14 protein-coding genes and 1 tRNA gene are annotated in these 18,997 nt (G+C 57.0%); 2 read left to right on the top strand and 13 right to left on the bottom strand.

Annotation, left to right across the window (positions count from 1 at the left end; translation table 11 throughout):
• Positions 1-90 precede the first annotated feature (90 nt).
• From AC1ME2_RS08710 to AC1ME2_RS08700, 3 genes are all read right to left on the bottom strand, one after another.
• The gene (locus AC1ME2_RS08710; protein WP_480440465.1) at positions 91-1,269 is read right to left on the bottom strand and encodes an acetyl-CoA C-acetyltransferase; all 1,179 of its coding nucleotides are present in this window, start codon (positions 1,267-1,269) and stop codon (positions 91-93) included.
• Positions 1,270-1,379: 110 nt separating this feature from the next.
• Positions 1,380-3,152, bottom strand: a complete 1,773-nt coding sequence (locus AC1ME2_RS08705) for an acyl-CoA dehydrogenase C-terminal domain-containing protein (protein WP_480440464.1) — start codon at positions 3,150-3,152, stop codon at positions 1,380-1,382.
• 140 nt (positions 3,153-3,292) lie between these two features.
• Complete coding sequence (locus AC1ME2_RS08700) at positions 3,293-4,915, bottom strand: acyl-CoA synthetase (RefSeq protein ID WP_480440463.1); 1,623 nt, start codon at positions 4,913-4,915, stop codon at positions 3,293-3,295.
• 285 nt (positions 4,916-5,200) lie between these two features.
• On the opposite strand from AC1ME2_RS08700, the gene AC1ME2_RS08695 reads away from it, so the two are divergent.
• A complete protein-coding gene (locus AC1ME2_RS08695) occupies positions 5,201-7,288 on the top strand; it encodes a methyl-accepting chemotaxis protein (protein WP_480440461.1) in 2,088 nt (695 codons plus the stop codon).
• Positions 7,289-7,343: 55 nt separating this feature from the next.
• Here the strand turns inward: AC1ME2_RS08695 and AC1ME2_RS08690 are convergent, their stop codons facing one another.
• Positions 7,344-8,453: a J domain-containing protein gene (locus AC1ME2_RS08690; protein ID WP_480440458.1), complete on the bottom strand. Its 1,110-nt coding sequence runs from the start codon at positions 8,451-8,453 to the stop codon at positions 7,344-7,346.
• Between the two features lie 240 nt (positions 8,454-8,693).
• Here AC1ME2_RS08690 and AC1ME2_RS08685 point away from each other — a divergent pair, with 240 nt between their 5' ends.
• Positions 8,694-8,912, top strand: a complete 219-nt coding sequence (locus tag AC1ME2_RS08685; RefSeq protein ID WP_480440456.1) for an HP1242/YdcH family protein — start codon at positions 8,694-8,696, stop codon at positions 8,910-8,912.
• A 54-nt stretch (positions 8,913-8,966) separates the two neighbouring features.
• Here AC1ME2_RS08685 and AC1ME2_RS08680 read toward each other — a convergent pair whose 3' ends face one another.
• The 9 genes from AC1ME2_RS08680 to AC1ME2_RS08640 form a co-directional block, all read right to left on the bottom strand.
• Complete coding sequence (locus AC1ME2_RS08680) at positions 8,967-11,900, bottom strand: bifunctional diguanylate cyclase/phosphodiesterase (protein ID WP_480440454.1); 2,934 nt, start codon at positions 11,898-11,900, stop codon at positions 8,967-8,969.
• Positions 11,901-12,023: 123 nt separating this feature from the next.
• Entirely contained in the window at positions 12,024-13,124 is a 1,101-nt protein-coding gene (ychF, locus tag AC1ME2_RS08675; RefSeq protein WP_219063475.1) for a redox-regulated ATPase YchF, read from the bottom strand.
• A 21-nt stretch (positions 13,125-13,145) separates the two neighbouring features.
• Positions 13,146-13,730: an aminoacyl-tRNA hydrolase gene (pth, locus tag AC1ME2_RS08670; protein WP_480440453.1), complete on the bottom strand. Its 585-nt coding sequence runs from the start codon at positions 13,728-13,730 to the stop codon at positions 13,146-13,148.
• A 165-nt stretch (positions 13,731-13,895) separates the two neighbouring features.
• On the bottom strand, positions 13,896-14,492 hold the full coding sequence (locus AC1ME2_RS08665) for a 50S ribosomal protein L25/general stress protein Ctc (protein ID WP_480440451.1): 597 nt from the start codon (positions 14,490-14,492) through the stop codon (positions 13,896-13,898).
• Positions 14,493-14,628: 136 nt separating this feature from the next.
• On the bottom strand, positions 14,629-15,570 hold the full coding sequence (locus AC1ME2_RS08660) for a ribose-phosphate pyrophosphokinase (RefSeq protein WP_219063551.1): 942 nt from the start codon (positions 15,568-15,570) through the stop codon (positions 14,629-14,631).
• 46 nt (positions 15,571-15,616) lie between these two features.
• Positions 15,617-15,691, bottom strand: a tRNA-Gln gene (locus AC1ME2_RS08655).
• 35 nt (positions 15,692-15,726) lie between these two features.
• Complete coding sequence (gene ispE, locus AC1ME2_RS08650) at positions 15,727-16,578, bottom strand: 4-(cytidine 5'-diphospho)-2-C-methyl-D-erythritol kinase (RefSeq protein WP_480440449.1); 852 nt, start codon at positions 16,576-16,578, stop codon at positions 15,727-15,729.
• Between the two features lie 2 nt (positions 16,579-16,580).
• Positions 16,581-17,198 (bottom strand): lipoprotein insertase outer membrane protein LolB, encoded by a 618-nt coding sequence (gene lolB, locus AC1ME2_RS08645; protein ID WP_480440448.1) that lies wholly within the window; start codon positions 17,196-17,198, stop codon positions 16,581-16,583.
• 4 nt (positions 17,199-17,202) lie between these two features.
• Entirely contained in the window at positions 17,203-18,930 is a 1,728-nt protein-coding gene (locus AC1ME2_RS08640) for a tetratricopeptide repeat protein (protein WP_480440447.1), read from the bottom strand.
• Positions 18,931-18,997 lie beyond the last annotated feature (67 nt).

Here is an 18,997-nt window from a genome sequence, read left to right as displayed (position 1 = left end):
ATGTGTCAAGCTTTGTTCGTAAAAATTTATGCGTGTGATCAAGCGGTTAGGCCAAAAGGCCTGTGAAACGGGTGTTTCTGGGGGGCTGGCTTAGCGTTCCACGAGCAGCGCGATGCCTTGGCCTCCGCCGATGCAGAGGGTCGCCAGGCCTTTTTTGGCGTCGCGTTTGACCATCTCGTGCAGCAGAGTGACAAGTATCCGACAGCCTGATCCGCCAATAGGGTGGCCCAGGGCGATGGCGCCGCCGTTGACGTTGACCTTGTCGCTGTCCCAGTGAAGTTCGCGTCCTACGGCCAGGGCTTGGGCCGCAAAGGCTTCGTTGGCTTCGATGAGGTCGACATCCTCAAGCGTCCAACCGGCTTTCTCCAGCGCTTTGCGGGTGGCGAATACGGGGCCGATGCCCATGATTGCCGGGTCGACGCCTGCGCTGGCGGCGGTGACGATCCGCGCCAGTACCGGCAAGCCCAGTTCTGCGGCTTTGTCTGCGCTCATCAGCATGACGGCTGCAGCACCATCGTTGAGTGACGATGAGTTGCCCGCCGTGACGGTGCCACCGGGCTTGAAGGCAGGTCGCAGTTTGGTCAGGCTTTGCGCGGAGGTGCCGGGACGGGGTTGCTCGTCCTGTTCGAAGCGCACGCTTTCGCCGTTGCGCTGGGGGATTTCGATGGCGGTGATTTCATCCTTGAAGCGCCCTGAGTTGATGGCGTCGCAGGCCCGCTGTTGCGAGGTGGCGGCGAAGGCGTCCTGCTCTTCGCGGCTGATGCCGTATTGCTCGGCCAGGTTCTCGGCGGTGATGCCCATGTGGTAATCGTTGAAGGCATCCCACAGGCCGTCCTGGATGATACTGTCGACCAATGACGCGTGGTTCATGCGCAGCCCTGTGCGGGCGTCTGGCAGCACGTAGCCGGCCATGCTCATGTTTTCCTGGCCACCGGCGATGATCACCTCGGCATCGCCGCAGGCAATGGACTGATAAGCCAGTTGAACCGCCTTGAGACCGGAGCCGCAGACTTTGTTCAGGGTCATTGCTGGCACGGTATGGGGCAGTCCAGCCTTCAATGTGGACTGACGTGCCGGATTTTGCCCGGCGCCTGCGGTCAGTACTTGCCCGAGAATCACTTCATCCACGTCCTGACCTGGCAGGCCAGTATCGGCCAGCAGGCGGCGGATCACGGCAGCCCCGAGTTCCGTTGCGGGGATGCGGCTCAACGAGCCCTGGAATGTGCCGACCGCAGTGCGGGTGGCGGCGACAATGACAACTTCACGCATTCAAGACTCCATGGGGCAAATGTCACCCCAGCCCTCGCCAAGTGGGCGAGGGTAGATCGATAAAAAGACGCGGACACCTAACCAGACTGGCGCCGCGTTACGCTTAATCGTTAGAACTGTTCGGCATCCAAGCCGTATAGCGAAGCGCTGCCAGCCCGAATGGATTGTTCAAGGCTCAATATGCGGGGCAGCAGGCGGCTGAAGTAGAACTGGGCGGTGGCGATTTTCGCGCCATAGAAGGCTTCGTCTTCGCCGCTCTTGTTCCCGGCGACCTGAGCCATGCGCGCCCAGAGATAGGCATAGGCGACGTAGCCGAACAGGTGCAGGTACTCGACCGACGCTGCGCCGACTTCGTTGGGGTTGGTTTTTGCTTGTTCTTGCAGCCAGTCGCTGAGGTTTTCCAGGCGTTGCACGGCGTCGAGCAATTGCACGGAGTACTTCGCGTCCGGCTGGTCGGCGAACACACGAATTTCGTGAGTGAACTGACGCAGGGCGACACCACCATTGGCCACCACTTTGCGCCCAAGCAGGTCCAGCGCCTGAATGCCATTGGTGCCTTCGTAGATCTGCGCGATACGAACATCGCGCACCAGTTGTTCCTGACCCCACTCGCGAATATAGCCGTGGCCGCCGAACACCTGCTGACCCAGTACGCAACTGTCCAGGCCGCTGTCGGTGAAAAATGCTTTGGCGACCGGGGTGAGCAGGGCGACCAGGTTTTGCGCGTCGCTCCGTTCCTGGGCGTCATCGGAAAACTTGGCCAGGTCCAGTTGTTGCCCGACGTAGCTGGCGAAGGCACGGCCGCCTTCGGTCATGGCTTTCATGCTGAGCAGCATGCGGCGCACGTCGGGGTGGACGATGATTGGGTCGGCTATTTTATCTTTCGCCACAGCCCCGCTCGGTGCGCGGCTTTGAATGCGTTCGCGGGCATAAGCGACGGCACTCTGGTAGGACGCCTCGGCGCAGCCAATGCCCTGGATGCCGATGGACAGGCGTTCGTAGTTCATCATGGTGAACATGGCGGCCAGTCCTTTGTTGGCCTCGCCGACCAGCCAGCCGCTGGCGCCGTCGAAGTTCATCACGCAGGTGGCTGAGGCCTTGATGCCCATTTTGTGTTCGATCGAGCCGCAGCTGACTGCGTTGGGCTGGCCGAGCGAACCGTCGGCATTGATCAGCACCTTGGGCACCACAAACAGCGAGATACCTCTAGGCCCTGCTGGCGCGTCCGGTAATTTGGCCAGGACCAGGTGGATGATGTTTTCTGTGAGGTCTTGATCGCCACCGGTGATGAAGATTTTGCTGCCGGTGATGTTAAAGCTGCCGTCGGCCTGAGGTTCGGCACGGGTGCGGATGATGCCCAGGTCGGTGCCTGCGTGGGCCTCGGTCAGGCACATCGAACCGGCCCAGCGACCTTCATACATCGGCGGCAGGTACAGGTTTTTCAGGGATTCGCTGGCGTGAGCATCAATGGCCAGGCAAGCACCCGAGCTCAGGGCCGAATACAAGGCGAAGCTGGAGTTGGCCCCGTAGAGCATTTCTTCGAACTGCACGGCGAGCATCTTCGGCATGCCCATGCCGCCGAAGTCTGAATTACCGGAAAGGCCGACCCAGCCGCCCTCGATGTAGGTGGCGTAGGCTTCTTTGAAGCCGGTTGGCGTGCTGACTTGGCCATCGAGCCACTGTGCGCCTTCCTCGTCGCCGCTACGGTTGAGCGGGGCGATCAGTTGCCCGGTGACCTTGGCGGCTTCTTCGAGAATGGCATCAGCGGTGGCGGCGTCGACAATCTCGGCCAGTGCCGGCAGGCGTGCCCACAGGGCTGGAGCGTCGAACACTTCTTGCAGAACAAAGCGCATGTCACGCAATGGGGCGTTGAATTCAGGCATAACGTGAACCTCGTTGTAACAGCATATGGATTGCACGGCTCTGTTTGGACGGCCGTGCCACTTTGGCGTGCAAAGCCCGGTAGCGACAGGTTGGACCTGTCGCCTGATGCGGGCCTTATCGAGGGTTAAAGGGCCGAGAATTAAAGATTCTTGGCCATGTCCCGCAGGACGAACTTCTGGACCTTCCCGGTGGAGGTCTTCGGCAGCAGGGTGAACACCACGGTGCGCGGCACTTTGAACCCTGCCAGATGCTCACGGCAAAAGCTGATGATGTCGGCTTCGCGAGTGTCCTGGTGGTCGGCCTTTAGGGTGATGAACGCGCAGGGCGTTTCTCCCCATTTCTCATCGGGGCGCGCAACCACGGCCGCTTCGAGCACGGCCGGATGGCGGTAGAGCACGCTTTCAAGTTCAATGGTGGAAATGTTCTCGCCACCCGAGATGATGATGTCCTTGAGACGGTCCTTGATCTCGACATAGCCGTCGGGATGACAGACCGCCAGGTCGCCGGTATGAAACCAGCCGCCCTCGAAGGCCTCTGCGGTGGCGGTGGGGTTCTTCAGGTAACCCTTCATCACCGTATTACCACGCATGAAAATCTCGCCGATGGTCTGGCCGTCACGCGGCGTCGGTTCCAGGGTTTTCGGGTCGGCCACCATCACCCCTTCCAGCGTCGGGTAGCGCACGCCCTGACGGGATTTGACCTGTGCGCGCTCATCAAGCGGCAGTTCATCCCACTCGGCATGCCAGGCACAAATAGTAACGGGGCCATAGGTCTCGGTCAGGCCGTAGACGTGCGTGACCTTGATGCCCATTTCTTCCACGGCACCGATCACTTTGGCCGGCGGCGCGGCACCGGCGACCATGGCGTTGACCGGGTGATCGATGGCAGCTTTCGCTGATTCAGGCATGTTGACCAAGGCGTTGAGCACGATCGGTGCGCCGCAGAAGTGCGTGACCTGATGCTCGCGGATCAGGGTCAGAATTTTCTGTGGGTCGACGCGGCGCAAGAACACATGCACGCCAGCCATCGCGGTAATGGTCCACGGGTAGCACCAGCCGTTGCAGTGAAACATCGGCAAGGTCCACAGATAAACCGGATGGTTACCCATGTTCCAGGTCATCTGGTTGCCCAGCGAATTCAAGTAAGCGCCGCGATGGTGGTAAACCACGCCTTTAGGGTTGCCGGTGGTGCCGGAGGTGTAGTTCAGCGAAATCGCCTGCCACTCATCGTCCGGCCACTGCCAGGCGAACGCCGGGTCACCTTCAGCCAGTAGCGCTTCGTAATCGAGGTCGCTGACGGCCTGGCCTTCGCCATATTCGGGGTCATCGACGTCGATCACCAAAGGCGGGTGGTCGAGCATGCCGATAGCCGCGTGAATCACGTCATGGAACTCGCGGTCGGTAATCAGCACCTTGGCCTCGCCATGCTGGAGCATGAAGGCGAGGGCTTCGGCGTCCAGGCGCACGTTGAGCGGGTTGAGCACCGCGCCGATCATCGGCACGGCAAAGTGAACTTCAAGCATGGCGGGGATGTTAGGCAGCATCAGTGCGACGGTGTCGTTTTTGCCAATGCCGCGACCGGCCAATGCCGAAGCCAAACGCCGGCAGCGCGCATAGGTCTGCGCCCAGGTACGGCGGATCGAACCGTGGATGACGGCGGGGTAATCAGGGTAGACGCTGGCAGTGCGCTCGATGAAGCTGAGCGGCGACAAGGCAATATGATTGACAGCCTTAGGGGCTAGCCCTTGTTCAAATATCGACATGTACGAGTACTCGGTGGCTGATTGTTAGCTCTTTAGGTGTGACCTTGCAGCATAGGCTGCTGGGGTCAACTTATGTCCGGTGTGTTTTATATAACAACTCTATATAAATATGGAAGTAATACCTTAACAGTATAGTAAATATACTATACGTAATTTGATGGCCTCAGAATTGATCCTGAGGGTGTGATGAGGCGGCTGCCTGCGGTCCAGATCTTGCTTCGTTATAGGCCATGAAAATGGCGATCTGCCAGTTTTTGCATAAGCACCCTTACATGACCATAAGTGATGGCAGGGTGCCCAGATGAGAGGTTGGACATGCAGGCACTTTTGTCACCGGGGATTCGCCTGCTTGGGCGTTTTGGATTTGCCCGCAAGTTTCAGCTGCTTTTTTTGCTATTCGTGCTGCCGTTGGTAGGCAGTCTGTGGATGATTGGCCAGGATTATCGCGACAAACTTGCCGTGATTGCGGGGGAAAGAGGCGGTGTCAGCCAGTTATTGACCCTGGAAACGCTGGACAACCTGCTGACCGCTCAACGTGACCGCGCAGCCCGTTGGAAGGCTGCCGATATCCTTCATGAACCGACCCCTGCTGCGCGCGAAGCCATGGGCGCACTTGACGCAGCCAATCCTGGAATCGCTCAGGCGCTAGCGCTGTTAGGCACGGAACTGCACCGCTATGGAGCGAAGGCAGAAACGCTAGAGCGTTACCAGACGCTACAAGCCAGGGTCACAGGGCTGGACTCTGCGGCCCTACGCACGGTTGGCTGGTGGCCGGACGGTTATGAACGCTTTACGACCGCTCTGAGTCAGTTGCAAGCCCTGCGCGAACAAATCGCTCAGGACAGTGGGCTGATCTTCGACCCTAGGCTGGAAACCTACCTATTGATGCAAATGTCCACGCAGCAGGCGCCTGAGCTGATCGAGCGTGTCGGGCGTCTGGCCAGTGTGGGTCAAACCTCGGTAGCGTCCGGCCAGTTCAGTTTGCAAAGCCGTTTGCAGGTGCGTGATCTGCGCAGCCGGCTTGGCGATGCCCGCGAGCAATTGAACAAAACCGGGGTCTCCCTGGAAGCAAGGCTCTCGCCCGATCTGCAGCCGTGGGCCGATCAATACCGCAAGAGCCAACAGCGTCTGGACAGTGAGTTCAAGGTGCTTGATGACGGTCTGTTCGGCGGTAACATCAACCTCAATACCGGCGGTTTCGAGCGTAGCGTCGATGCCTTGCTCGATGATTTGACTGCGCTGCGCCACCAATCCCTGGTCTCGTTGGACACCCGTCTGGCCTATTACCATGATCAGTCTGTTCGCCAATTTGTCCCGGTGGCGGTGATTTTTGGTTGCTTGCTGCTGGCGGCGCTTTATCTGTTTGTGTGTCTGCAGGCTTCGATCCGGCGCAGCGCCAGTGGCATTACAACGCTGGCGCAGTCGTTACGTGATGGCAACCTGTGTGTACAGGTGTCGGTGGAAGGGCGTGATGAGTTGGCGGCGATCAGCACGGCACTTAATGCCGCCGTGGTGCAATTACGCACGAGCCTGGTGGGCGTCGATCACGAAACGCTGCAGTTGAGTGGCGCGGTCCTGACCCTCAATACCCAGTCCAACCGCACACTCGACGAGGTCGAGGAGCAGCAGCAACAAATCAGTCAGATCGCAGCGGCGGCAACGCAATTGGCTGCCACTTCTCAAGGGGTCGCGAAAAGCTGCGAGCAGGCGTCGACAAGCGCCCAGCACACCCGACATGTGGCCGAAGAAAGTAGCCGCGACAGTCAGCGGACCACGGCGAGTATTCAGCAGCTCAACCTGCGTTTGACGGACACCGCCGCGGCACTGGGAAGGGTCAGCGAGCAGGGCCAGCAGATCCAGTCGGTGGTGGATGCGATACGCGGCATTGCCGAGCAGACCAATTTGCTCGCGCTTAACGCCGCCATCGAGGCGGCGCGGGCAGGGGAGCAGGGCCGAGGGTTTGCCGTGGTCGCTGATGAAGTGCGCAGCTTGTCGCAACGCACGCAGGCGTCCACTGCGCAGATTGCAGGAACAGTGGACAGCTTACGCAGCACTGTGAGCCAGGCAGTGAGCCTGATGGCTGCTGCGTGTGGGCAGGCTGAGACGGACGCAGCTTCGGTAACCGGGTTGGGCCTGCGACTGGGAGAAATCGCCAGTGCGGTGCAGGGTGTGACCGATACCCTGGCGCAAATCGCCACCGCTGTTGAAGAGCAAGCTGCCACGGCTGATGAAGTGAGCGGCAATATTCAGCAGGTCGATCAGGCGGCGGGGCGCTTGCTTGATGGTGCACGTGCTGTGAATCAAGCGGCCGATACGCTCAGCAAGGGCAGTCGAGCGCTGAGCGATAACACCGCACGCTTTCAATTGAGCTGAACTGAGGGTTTGAAGCAAGCCCGGCCAGCTCATCAGTTGCTTTAGATCAGCGTCATCAGCGAATGAAGTCTTCCGGCATGCCGGCAGATAGATAGGCTTCCATATCGAGCTCATGACGTTGTTCTTTTAGCCAGCGCTTCAGGACCCTCGGGTCTTCCAGTTCTTCACGCTGTTCCTTTAATATCTGAATGTCTGCGCGCAGTTCCCGAAGTTTTTTCGGGTATTTGCGCGCGACGTTGGCGGGCGTAATGTTCTCGAACGGTGGCAGATTGAACTGCCTCTTGAACGCCAGCGTCAGCTCGGACACCTCGTGCTGCAAGTCGTCGAGCTGATTGATCAGAACTCGGTTGTAGTGCTTGAGTTGGTCTTCAGCAATCGTGTTGATATGACTTTGATCGATCTGTTCGATCTCAAGCTGCAATTGCAGGAGACCGAGCAGGTTGTTGTCGGTATAAGCCTGGTTGACCCGCTGCATCATCACTGTCTTGCGTTCACGCTCGACAGGATCGATTTCGCGATCGGGGTGCAGTGCACTGACCAGTTTTCTGTAAATCTCGCGCACTGATCGGCTGGCGTTGGCGTGTTCTTCTTCCTCGCGGAGCTGTTGTGCGGATTTCTTGCGTGGCTTGGTGTTGCTCTTTCGTTGCTCAGCTTCCTCTGTCTGTTTTTCAAAAATGTATTGAGTGACGTCCTCGAGCGAATCAAGGTCGACGTCATCATCCATTTTGAATCCAAACGTCTCTTCGAACGACGCCTTGAAGTGTTCCGCCTCCTCAAGCTGGTCGCTATCAAAGTGGCTACCGGTGTGTTTTTTGTAAATCAGCTTCAATGCTTCGTCATGCTCTCCACCCATCAGGGAGGTGACCAGTGAGCAGATGATCTCTTGCAGGGTCAGCCGATCGTTCTTGCTGAATTTTATTCGATCGCTGGCATCGTCGAGGAAGTGCAGCATCTCGCTGTCGAGTTGGTCAAACTCATCCAGCAGCGGCTTGAAATCAGCGTTCCAGCGTTGCTGGTACTGAGAGGTGGTGTTTTGCCAGGTTTCCACTAATTGACGCTGCGTTTCGATTTTCTTGAGCAGACCATTGAATTTCTTTTGCCCGGCAGACAGGTGCGGTTTGTCTGGCTGCACAGCGATACTGAGTTTAGGCGCCTGGTGTGTCATGGGAATCCCGCCGAGTCTGAAAAATAGGGGGCATTTTAATGGAATGGGTGACCATTTTGTAACCCAGAACAGAACGTATCGACCTTATTCAGGACGAGGCACACGCAAAAAAGCCCTGCACGATGAGGTGACGGACGAGAGGATTTTTCTCGATATCTGCGGGCGGCATGATCCTGATCATGGAATTTAATCTGACGGCTTTGGATAATCGACAAGACGCCATTTCAATTAGGAGCTTCTATGTTTCCCGAATACCGTGACTTGATTACTCGTCTGAAAGCTGAAGATAAGCATTTTTCTCGTCTTTTCGATGAACATAATGAGTTGGATCAGCGCATCAAGAACATAGAAACACGCATCGATTCGGGCACCGAACTTGAAGTCGAAAATCTGAAAAAAGAAAAGCTAAACCTGAAGGACCAGCTCTACGTGATTCTCAAGAAGGTTGAGACCGTATAGTTTTCGAGTCAGGGATGTTTATAAGGTTCAGGTTACTTGGCGTGTCCAGACTTCTCAGATCAGCGTGGACAGTCTCTTTTCGAGGAGTTTGGCGAATTGATCGGCCGGAACCGGACGGCTAAACAAATACCCTTGAGCCTCATCGCATCCTGACTCGCCGAGGAAAGCCAATTGGGCATCGACTTCCACACCCTCAGCGATGACAGAGAGTTGCAGGGTGTGCCCAAGCTGGATGATCGCTTTGACGATTGAGGCGCCATCGGGATCGGTCAACATGTCCTGCACAAACGATTGATCAATCTTGAGCTTGTCGACCGCCAGCTGCTTGAGATACGAAAGGCTGGAATAGCCGGTTCCGAAATCGTCGATGGACAGCTTCACACCCATGGCCTTCAGGCCGTGCAGGGTTTCTATCGTGGCATCCACGTCCTGCAGCAGAATGGATTCGGTCAGTTCCAGCTCCAGTCGGTCCGGTCGTAACCCTGACCCGGCAAGCGCCGCAGACACCACTTCCAGAACGTTCCCGCGTTTGAACTGCAAGCCCGAGAGATTGACGGCTATTGCCGGTGCTGGCGAATATCGACTCTGCCAGATGCTGGCTTGACGACAGGCTTCGTTGAGCACCCATTCGCCTATCTGGACGATATGGCCGCTGCGCTCAGCCAGAGGAATGAACTTGCCCGGAGGCACCAACCCGTCGACCGGATGCTGCCAGCGGATCAGGGCTTCCGCGCCGATGATCCGACCACTGCGAATGTCTATCTGAGGCTGATAATGGAGCACGAATTCGCGATTTCGCAGGGCATTACTTAATCCCCCGGTGAGCCGAACTTGCTCAATCAAACCGATATTCATTTCACGCGTGAAGAAGCGATAGGTATTGCGCCCCGCCTCCTGGGCACTATTGACTGCCGTGTGGGCGTTATTGAACAGGGTGTCGAAGTCCTCTCCGTCATTTGGGAACAGGCCAATGCCGATGGAGAAAGAAATACTCAGCTTATGGTTGCCGGTCTCCAGGGGTTCAACAAAGACTTCCTGGATGGCATCCGCGAAGCCAATAACTTCCGCAACGTCGTAATTTCCTGTGAGCAAGACAACAAACTCGTCGCCGTTAATTCGACTGATCGTTGCGGTCATTGGGATGCACTGCCACAGCCGTTCAACGACCATGACCAGTATTCGGTCGCCGACAGCGTATCCCAGGCTGTTATTGATTCGCTGAAAATGATCCAGATTGAGGTAAAGCACGGTGAGTGTGGTGTTTTCGCTCCTGCTGGCGAGTACCGCGTGCTCAAAGCGGTCGCGCAGCAGCAGACGATTGGGCAGGTGGGTCAGTGGGTCATAGTGGGCCAGGAACGCCAGCGTTTCCTTGGCTGCAGCATGCTCCGCACGGGTACGCAACGCCATGATGCCGTAAGCCAGTTCGTTGGTCAGCTCCTGCAGAAGCTTCAGCTCTTCCGGGTCGAAGGCGTACGCTTCGCTTGCGTAAATGGTTAACGCACCCAGCACTTTGGCGTTGCAAATGAGCGGCAGGGCCACACTGGACTGATAGCCGTGCTGAAGCGCCGCCTCGCGCCACGGCGCCATTCTTGGGCTGTTCAGGATATTCTGGCTGATATTCGGTTGACCGGTACGAATGGCCATACCGGTCGGACCCTGACCGTTCGCGGTATCCGCCCAGGATATATTGATCCCATCGAGATACCCGTGGTCATAACCGGATTGCGTTATGGGGCGCACCATTTTGGCTTCATCCTGCTCCGCATAGCCAACCCAGGCCATCAGGTAATTGTCCCTTTCGGCACACAAACGGCAGATTTCAGCCAGCAGGGCGTACTCATCTTCAGCGTGCACGAGCGCTGTATTGCAGCGACTGAGCAGCCGTAAGTCGCGGTTGAGCTTTCTGAGTACCGTTTCGCTTTGCTGCAAGGCTGCGGTCATGTCTTTGGCAATGACCATTGCCCGTACTCGACCTGTCACCAGCAGCCAACCGACCAACGCCAATAGCACGCTGGCAACTGTACCGGAAACTGCAATGATGTCGGCTTTGTCGTTTTTCAGTCGGGCGTCGAAGGGTGCCAGTGAGCTGACCACTACCGTCCACTGATGGCCAAAAAGAGGGACAAGCCGGGTGGAATGAAATTCGGAATCCGTTCTGCCGCTACGGCTGTTCGAGCTGAATATCAATGCGCTCTGTTCAACCGAGTCGCCGTCGTAGAGGTCTAGCCTCAGTGTGGTGCTGGCTTCGCCGAAGCGTTTTCCCGGAATGCCGTCCATCAGGTCGTTCATGCGGAAGGGGGCATAGACCCAACCGATCAGGTTAGCTCGGCGTTCATCAACGGTCTGATGGAGAGCCTGTAGACGATAGACCGGGTGGTACATCAGGAATCCCGCTTGAATGTTCTGATCGGTTTCCTGCAGCAGCCGAACCTTGCCCGAGATAGTGGTAATTTCTTCATCCCTCGACTGATTCAGCGCCGCGCGACGAACAGGCTCTGAATACATGTCGTAGCCAATCGCGCGCTGATTGCGCGAGTTGAAGGGCTCCAGGTAGATGACAGGGGTGTAGAGGTCTCGGTTACCGCTGGGGTTGATGGTGTAATCAACCAGGCCCTCTGCGCGTACATCGGCGATGTGTCTGGACGTGTCCTCGGGCAACACCCGCGGAGCAAATCCTAATCCCTGAATGCCCGGGTACTTACCTTCGAGTTTAAGGGCTTCAACGTATCTACCGAACTCGCTGCGCGTGACAACGAGCGACGTTGCGAACAGACCAGACAGGCCTTCCATTAGCTGCTCGTAACGTTGCAAGCGCCTGTTGGTGTTCTCGATGATTTCGTTGGTACGGTAGTCGAACTCATCGTGGAGCGCCTGTCGGGCAGACTCGCGGGGAATGTCCTGAAGTGCATAGGTCAGCGCCAGCCCCAGGCAGAGGAAGACCCAGGGAATGAATCGAAGGCGATTGGAAAGGACTTCATAGTTAGGCATTGGCTAAATTCCCTAGACGTCCTATGGGGACTCTAGATGCAAAAAACCCCCTGTTTCAGGGGGCTTCAGGTTTTCATTGGGTTTCAGGCATTTCCTGCAGCCCAATGAAATAGCGGTAGCGACTTATACGTTGAAACGGAAGTGCATCACGTCGCCGTCTTTGACGATGTAATCCTTACCTTCCAGGCGCCATTTGCCAGCTTCTTTAGCGCCGGCTTCGCCTTTGTACTGGATGAAGTCGGCATAGGCGATGACTTCGGCACGGATGAAGCCTTTCTCGAAGTCGGTATGGATCACGGCAGCCGCTTGCGGTGCGGTGGCACCCACGCGGACGGTCCAGGCGCGTACTTCTTTTACGCCAGCAGTGAAGTAGGTTTGCAGGTTAAGCATTTCGTAGCCCGCGCGGATCACGCGGTTCAGGCCGGGTTCTTCAAGGCCCAGGGCTTCGAGGAACATGTCCTTCTCTTCACCGTCATCAAGCTCGGCGATTTCCGCTTCGATCTTGTTGCAGACGGGGACTACGATTGCGCCTTCTTCTTCGGCGATGGCACGGACCACGTCCAGAAGCGGGTTGTTCTCGAAGCCGTCTTCAGCAACGTTGGCGATGTACATGACAGGCTTGATGGTCAGCAGGTGGAAGCCGCGAGCCAGTTGCTTGTCATCGGCACTCATGTTCTTCACCAGGCTGCGCGCGGGCTTGCCTTCGGAGAAGTGGGCGATGAGTTGTTCCAGAATGGCTTTTTGCGCAACAGCTTCCTTGTCACCGCCTTTGGCATTGCGCGCGACTTTTTGCAGCTGTTTTTCACAGCTGTCGAGGTCGGCGAAGATCAATTCCAGGTCAATGATTTCGATGTCGCGTTTCGGGTCGACACTGTTGGAGACGTGAATCACGTTCTCGTCTTCGAAGCAGCGGACCACGTGGGCGATGGCATCGGTTTCGCGGATGTTGGCGAGGAATTTATTGCCCAGGCCTTCACCTTTCGAGGCGCCAGCAACCAGGCCGGCAATGTCGACGAATTCCATGGTGGTCGGCAGTACACGTTCCGGGAGAACGATGGCCGCCAAAGCGTCCAGGCGTGCGTCCGGCATCGGCACGATACCGGTGTTCGGCTCGATGGTGCAGAAGGGGAAGTTCTCAGCCGCGATGCCGGATTTGGTCAGGGCGTTGAACAGGGTGGACTTGCCGACGTTGGGTAGGCCGACGATGCCGCAATTGAATCCCATGATATTTCCCCTTGGAGTTAGTCAGGCCTTCTGGCTGTGCAGGTTTTTCATCGCACGGTTCCATTCACCGGCGAAGATATCCGGCAGCACGCCGAGGGCAAAATCGATACTGGCGTCCAGTTTTTCCTGCTCTGCGCGTGGCGCTCGACTCAGGACAAAATTGGAGACCTTGCTGGCATCGCCTGGGTGGCCAATGCCAAGCCGCAGACGGTGAAACGTATTCTGATTGCCGAGCTGCGCGATGATGTCGCGCAGGCCGTTATGACCACCATGGCCGCCGCCTTGTTTTAACTTGGCGACGCCGGGAGGTAGGTCTAGCTCGTCATGTGCCACCAGTATGGCGTCTACTGGGATGCGATAGAAACCAGCGAGCGCCGCTACGGCCTGGCCGCTGCGGTTCATGAACGTGGTGGGAATCAACAGACGAACATCCTGACCCTGGTGACTGAATCGCCCGGTCAGGCCAAAAAATTTTCGCTCGACGGCAAGATTGATGCCTTGCGCCGCAGCAATACGCTCTACAAAAAAAGCCCCTGCGTTATGCCGGGTCTGTTCGTATTCGGCGCCTGGATTTCCCAGGCCAACGATCAGTTGTATGGCAGTCACGACAGGGGCTCTTCCTTGGAGTTGTGGATAACGTCACTATGCGTAGCGGCAGAAGTGGGCGAAATGTGCTCATTTACCATGATGTAAACTCCGCGACCTCGCCCACTTTGCCTGACTATCGCTCGCGACGCTTTCTGAGCAACTCCGACGCTACCAAGCAATGAATTACTCGGCAGCTTTTTCTGCTTCAGGTGCTACACGTGGTGCGTGAACGTTGGCAACAGCCAGGTCGTTACCGTGTACCAGTGCAACGAACTCAACGCCTTTAGGGGCTGTGAGGTCGGACAGGTGAACGATGTCACCTACTTCAGCAGCATTCAGATCGACTTCGATGAACTCAGGCAGATCTTTCGGCAGGCAAGTCACTTCGACTTCAGAAATAACGTGCGAAATTTCGCCGCCTTTCTTGATCGGTGCTTCTTCGTTGACGAAGTGCACAGGTACGTGAGCGATCAGTTTCTGACCAGCGATAACGCGTACGAAGTCAGCGTGCATCACGTGGCCTTTGGCCGGGTGACGTTGCAGTGCTTTGATCACAACGTTCTGCTTGGTGCCACCAATGTTCAGTTCGATAACGTGGCTGAAAGCAGCTTCGTTTTCCAACAGTTTGGCAACTTCTTTAGCCAGCATGCTGATGGATTCAGGGGCGTTTTCGCCACCGTAAACAACAGCTGGAACCAGGCTTGCGAGACGACGCAGGCGGCGGCTCGCACCTTTCCCCAGGTCAGAACGCACTTCAGCATTCAAAGTAAAATTATTCATGTTGTTTCTCCAAATAACCACATTCGCCCAGCGGTTGCGACCAGCGCTCAGACGATATGGGCAAAAAAGCCCCGCCCCAACAATAGGTTGGGGCGGGGCGCTTTTCGACAGCGTGATGCAGCGTTGGGCAGAGCCCTTAGCGGAACATCGCGCTGATCGATTCTTCGTTGCTGATGCGGCGAACCGCCTCGGCGACTACCGGTGCAATATCCAGTTGGCGGATACGTGAACAGGATTGTGCGGCAGCGGACAACGGGATGGTGTTGGTCACCACCAGTTCGTCCAGCATGGAATTTTCAATGTTCTCGATAGCCCGACCCGACAGCACAGGGTGTGTGCAGTAGGCAAAGACCTTGGCAGCGCCATGCTCTTTCAAGGCCTTGGCCGCATGGCACAGAGTGCCGGCGGTATCGACCATGTCATCGACCAGAATACAGGTACGCCCTTCGACATCACCGATGATATGCATCACTTCAGAGTGATTGGCTTTCTCACGGCGTTTGTCGATGATCCCGAGATCTACGCCCAAGGATTTAGCAACAGCCCGTGCACGCACGACACCGCCGATATCCGGGGAAACAATCATCAGGTTCTCAAAGCGTTGATCTTCGATGTCATCCACCAGAACGGGGGAGCCGTAGATGTTATCTACCGGAATATCGAAGAAACCCTGAATTTGGTCAGCATGCAAATCAACCGTAAGAACACGATCGATCCCCACCACGGTAAGCATGTCAGCGACAACTTTTGCGCTGATAGCTACACGTGCGGAACGCGGACGGCGATCCTGGCGGGCATAACCAAAGTATGGAATCACCGCAGTGATTCGAGACGCTGAGGAGCGGCGGAAGGCGTCTGCCATCACTACCAGTTCCATCAGGTTATCGTTGGTTGGAGCACAGGTTGGCTGGATGATGAAGACGTCTTTACCGCGGACGTTTTCATTAATCTCAGCGCTGATTTCACCATCGGAGAACTTACCGACAGATATATCACCTAGAGGGATATGCAGCTGACGTACTACACGTCGAGCTAGATCGGGGTTAGCGTTCCCCGTAAAGACCATCATCTTGGACACGCGCACTACCTGCCGGCTGAGGGTATACCTGGATGAGTATAGAAAATGGCAGGGGCGGCTGGATTCGAACCAACGCATGGCAGGATCAAAACCTGCTGCCTTACCGCTTGGCGACGCCCCTGTAATGTTTCACCTTGAGTGCCCAGCACTCAATTCTTAGAACAGATTTTGTAACTTGCGATGCAACATCGAAACGTTGCTTCCCTTTGCTACAAACCCTGTAAGGGTCTCTGTAAGAAGGGCCGAGACTTTAACAGCTTCAGCTTCGTTTGGGAAGGCCCCAAACACACAACTTCCAGTTCCGGTTAATTTTGCTTCGACAAATTTGCCTAACAAATTCAAAGCGTTACGAACAGCTGGGTAACGCCTCTCTACAACCGGTTGACAGTCATTTCGACTGTTTCCCTCGAGAACGGGGCGCACTTTAATGGGAGGAGTGTTTCGTGTCAACAGGGGATCTGAAAAAATTTCTGCTGTACTTACAGATACTTGCGGTACAAGCACCAGATACCACGGTTCTTCGGGGTTTACAGGGGTCAGTATTTCGCCGACACCTTCAGCAAATGCGGCGTGTCCACGCACGAAAACCGGGACGTCCGCGCCTAATGTCAGGCCCAGTGCGGCCAGGCGATCTTCATCCCAACCAAGTTTCCACAGGTGATTGAGGCCGAGCAATGTGGTGGCAGCATCGGAGCTTCCGCCGCCGATTCCGCCGCCCATGGGCAGACGTTTTTCCAGCCAAATGTCGATGCCGAGGGTGCAACCGGACTGTTTTTGCAATGCGCGGGCGGCCTTGACGATCAAGTTGCTGTCATGGGGCACGCCGGGTATTTCGGTTTGAAGACGGATTTCTCCGTCATCGCGCACGGCGAAACTGAGTTCATCACCGTAGTCGAGAAATTGAAACAGCGTCTGCAACTCGTGATAGCCGTCTTCACGACGGCCAAGAATATGCAGCATCAGATTGAGTTTGGCGGGCGCAGGCAGCGTCAGGCGAGGGGGGCTCATGATCACTGCCCCAGTTTGCGTGGTTGCCAGTCCTTGATCACCAGCGTGACGTCGAGGTCCTGGCCATGCAGCTTGATACGCTCAGGCAGCCAGTAGCCGTTCTGTTGCGTGTAGCTTAGGTATTCGACTTGCCAGTTGTCCTGTTCGAGGCTGGCGAGGCGACTGTCGCCGTCCAGCGTCAGGCGACTCTTGCTGTCGGGAGCAGGAAGGCCGCGTACCCACCAGACCAAGTGTGATACCGGTAATTTCCAGCCAAGCTGTTGCTGTAGCAAATCTTCGGGATCAGCGGCCTCGTAGCGGCCCTGGTTGGCCACTTCCAGCACCACGCTGCCCGGTCGCCCGGTCAGGCGCGCTGCGCCGCGTCCCAGAGGGCCTGAGAGGCGAATATCGTAGTAGTCCTGACGCTGCAGCCAGAACAAGGTGCCGCTGCCCGAATCCTTGGGGGCGCGAATGCCGACCTTGCCGCTGATTTGCCAGCCGTCGAGACTGCTCAGTTGCTCTTTGTGTACCCGCCATTGCGCGGGATTACCTTGGCCCTGCAGGGCTTCGCGAGAAGTAAAACCGGCGCAACCGGCAAGCAGGGCAATCAGGCTGAAGACAATAACGTGGCGCAAAAACATAAATTTAAAGAGTCTCGGATCCGGTCAGGCGCCGCAGAGTGCTGCGCAAAATAGGGCTATCAGGTTGTTGCTCGAGGGCTTTGCCCCAGACTTTGCGGGCTTCGCGTTGCTTGCCGTTGGCCCACAATACTTCGCCCAGGTGAGCGGCGACTTCGTGGTCCGGGAAGCGCTCAAGCGCCTGGCGTAGCAAGCGTTCGGCTTCATCGAGGTTGCCCAGGCGGTAATTGACCCATCCCAGGCTGTCGAGTACGGCCGGGTCTTCGGGGTTCAGGCTGTGCGCCCGCTCGATCAATACCTTGGCTTCGGCGTAGCGCGTCGTGCGGTCTGACAGGGTGTAGCCCAGGGCATTCAAGGCCATGGCATTGTCAGGTTCGCGCTTGAGAATCGCGCGCAGGTCTTTTTCCATTTGCGCCAGATCATCGCGTTTTTCCGCGAGCATGGCGCGGGTGTACAGCAGGTTCAAGTCGTCGGGATACTGCTTCAGTGCCTGCCCCAGCAGTTGCCAGGCATGATCACCTTGGTTGTTGTTCGCCAGCGTTTCGGCTTCGATCAGGTACAGCTGAATCGCATAGTCGGGCTGAGCTTCGCGAGCGGCGACCAGGCGTTTCGAGGCTTCGGCCGCGCGGCCATTGCTCATCAGAATGTCGCTTTGGCGCAGCTGCGCTGCCAGGTAGTCATTGCCTGGGCCGACTTGAGCGTATTCGGTCAGGGCATTTTGCGGATCGTTGCGCTCTTCGTAGACGCGTCCGAGGTTCAAATGCGCCGAATCGACGTGGCTACCGCGAGCGATCAAGTCTTCCAGGTAACCAACGGCTTCATCCCAGGCTTTGGCTTCAAGGCAAACCAGCGCCAGCGAGTAACGCAATTCGTCGTCATCCGGGAACTGTTGAACCAGGCTGGAGAACTCGACTTTGGCGTCGTCCATGCGGTTCTGTTCGACCAGCATGCGTGCGTAGGTCAGGCGCAGGCGTTTGTCGTCCGGGTATTGGCGAATGCTTTTTTCCAGGATCGGCAAGGCTTCTTTGCCTCGGTCCATACCCTGCAACAGACGGGCGCGCAGCAGGATCGGGGTGACGTCTCCGTCGTTGGTCGGGTTGTCTTCCAGCAGTTTCAAGGCGCTTTTGGCGTCGCCGTTCTGCTGGAGCAGCAAGGCTTTGCCAAAGATCAGCTGACCGTTTTTCGGGTATTTTTTGAGCAAGCGATCAAAGCTGGTCAGCAAAGCGTTGCGGGTGTCGGTATCGGTTTCGGCGGCAGACAGCGCCAAAAAGTCAAAATGCGTGTCGCCCTGACCTTGCAGCACCTTCTCCATGTACGCCATGGAGTCGTCATAGCGTCCGGCACGGGCCAACTGGATGGCCGCCGCGCGTTGTGCGTCAAGACTGGTCGGGTCGTTTTTTGCCCAGATCAGCGCGGTGTCCAGCGCTGCCTGATCGGCGCCCACATACTCGGCAATGTGAAAAGCACGCTCGGAAATTCCCGGATCCTGCGTATTGATCGCTTGGGTAACGTAGTTGTCCAGCGCAATGTCGAAGCGGTTGCGCTGGCCAGCCAGTTCCGCACTCAGCAAGCTGTACACGGTGTCTTCGGTGAATGAGCTATAAACCTGCGGCGTGGGCGCAGGTGCGGGCGTCGTGTCTGCGGCCGGAGGCGTAGCCTCCGGTGAAACGGGGGCCAGAGCCTGGCAGCCGTTCAGAAAGACAAAGGCGAGAAGTAACGCGGAGGATCTATTCATATATAGGGAAAGGGCGACTTACCTGCGGTCGGATCATCATGACACAAGCCTAGGAGCAAACCCACAG

Source organism: Pseudomonas sp. ASL9, assembly GCF_056680335.1.
The sequence above is the reverse complement of the archived record's forward strand: the minus strand, read 5'-3'. Positions and strand labels throughout refer to the sequence as shown.

Excerpts from the sequence above, each read along its gene's own strand:
- AC1ME2_RS08710 (WP_480440465.1), bottom strand. The coding sequence starts at position 1,269 with ATGCGTGAAGTTGTCATTGTCGCCGCCACCCGCACTGCGGTCGGCACA.
- AC1ME2_RS08705 (WP_480440464.1), bottom strand. The coding sequence starts at position 3,152 with ATGCCTGAATTCAACGCCCCATTGCGTGACATGCGCTTTGTTCTGCAA.
- AC1ME2_RS08700 (WP_480440463.1), bottom strand. The coding sequence starts at position 4,915 with ATGTCGATATTTGAACAAGGGCTAGCCCCTAAGGCTGTCAATCATATT.
- AC1ME2_RS08695 (WP_480440461.1), top strand. The coding sequence starts at position 5,201 with ATGGCAGGGTGCCCAGATGAGAGGTTGGACATGCAGGCACTTTTGTCA.
- AC1ME2_RS08690 (WP_480440458.1), bottom strand. The coding sequence starts at position 8,453 with ATGACACACCAGGCGCCTAAACTCAGTATCGCTGTGCAGCCAGACAAA.
- AC1ME2_RS08685 (WP_480440456.1), top strand. The coding sequence starts at position 8,694 with ATGTTTCCCGAATACCGTGACTTGATTACTCGTCTGAAAGCTGAAGAT.
- AC1ME2_RS08680 (WP_480440454.1), bottom strand. The coding sequence starts at position 11,900 with ATGCCTAACTATGAAGTCCTTTCCAATCGCCTTCGATTCATTCCCTGG.
- ychF (WP_219063475.1), bottom strand. The coding sequence starts at position 13,124 with ATGGGATTCAATTGCGGCATCGTCGGCCTACCCAACGTCGGCAAGTCC.
- AC1ME2_RS08665 (WP_480440451.1), bottom strand. The coding sequence starts at position 14,492 with ATGAATAATTTTACTTTGAATGCTGAAGTGCGTTCTGACCTGGGGAAA.
- ispE (WP_480440449.1), bottom strand. The coding sequence starts at position 16,578 with ATGAGCCCCCCTCGCCTGACGCTGCCTGCGCCCGCCAAACTCAATCTG.
- lolB (WP_480440448.1), bottom strand. The coding sequence starts at position 17,198 with ATGTTTTTGCGCCACGTTATTGTCTTCAGCCTGATTGCCCTGCTTGCC.
- AC1ME2_RS08640 (WP_480440447.1), bottom strand. The coding sequence starts at position 18,930 with ATGAATAGATCCTCCGCGTTACTTCTCGCCTTTGTCTTTCTGAACGGC.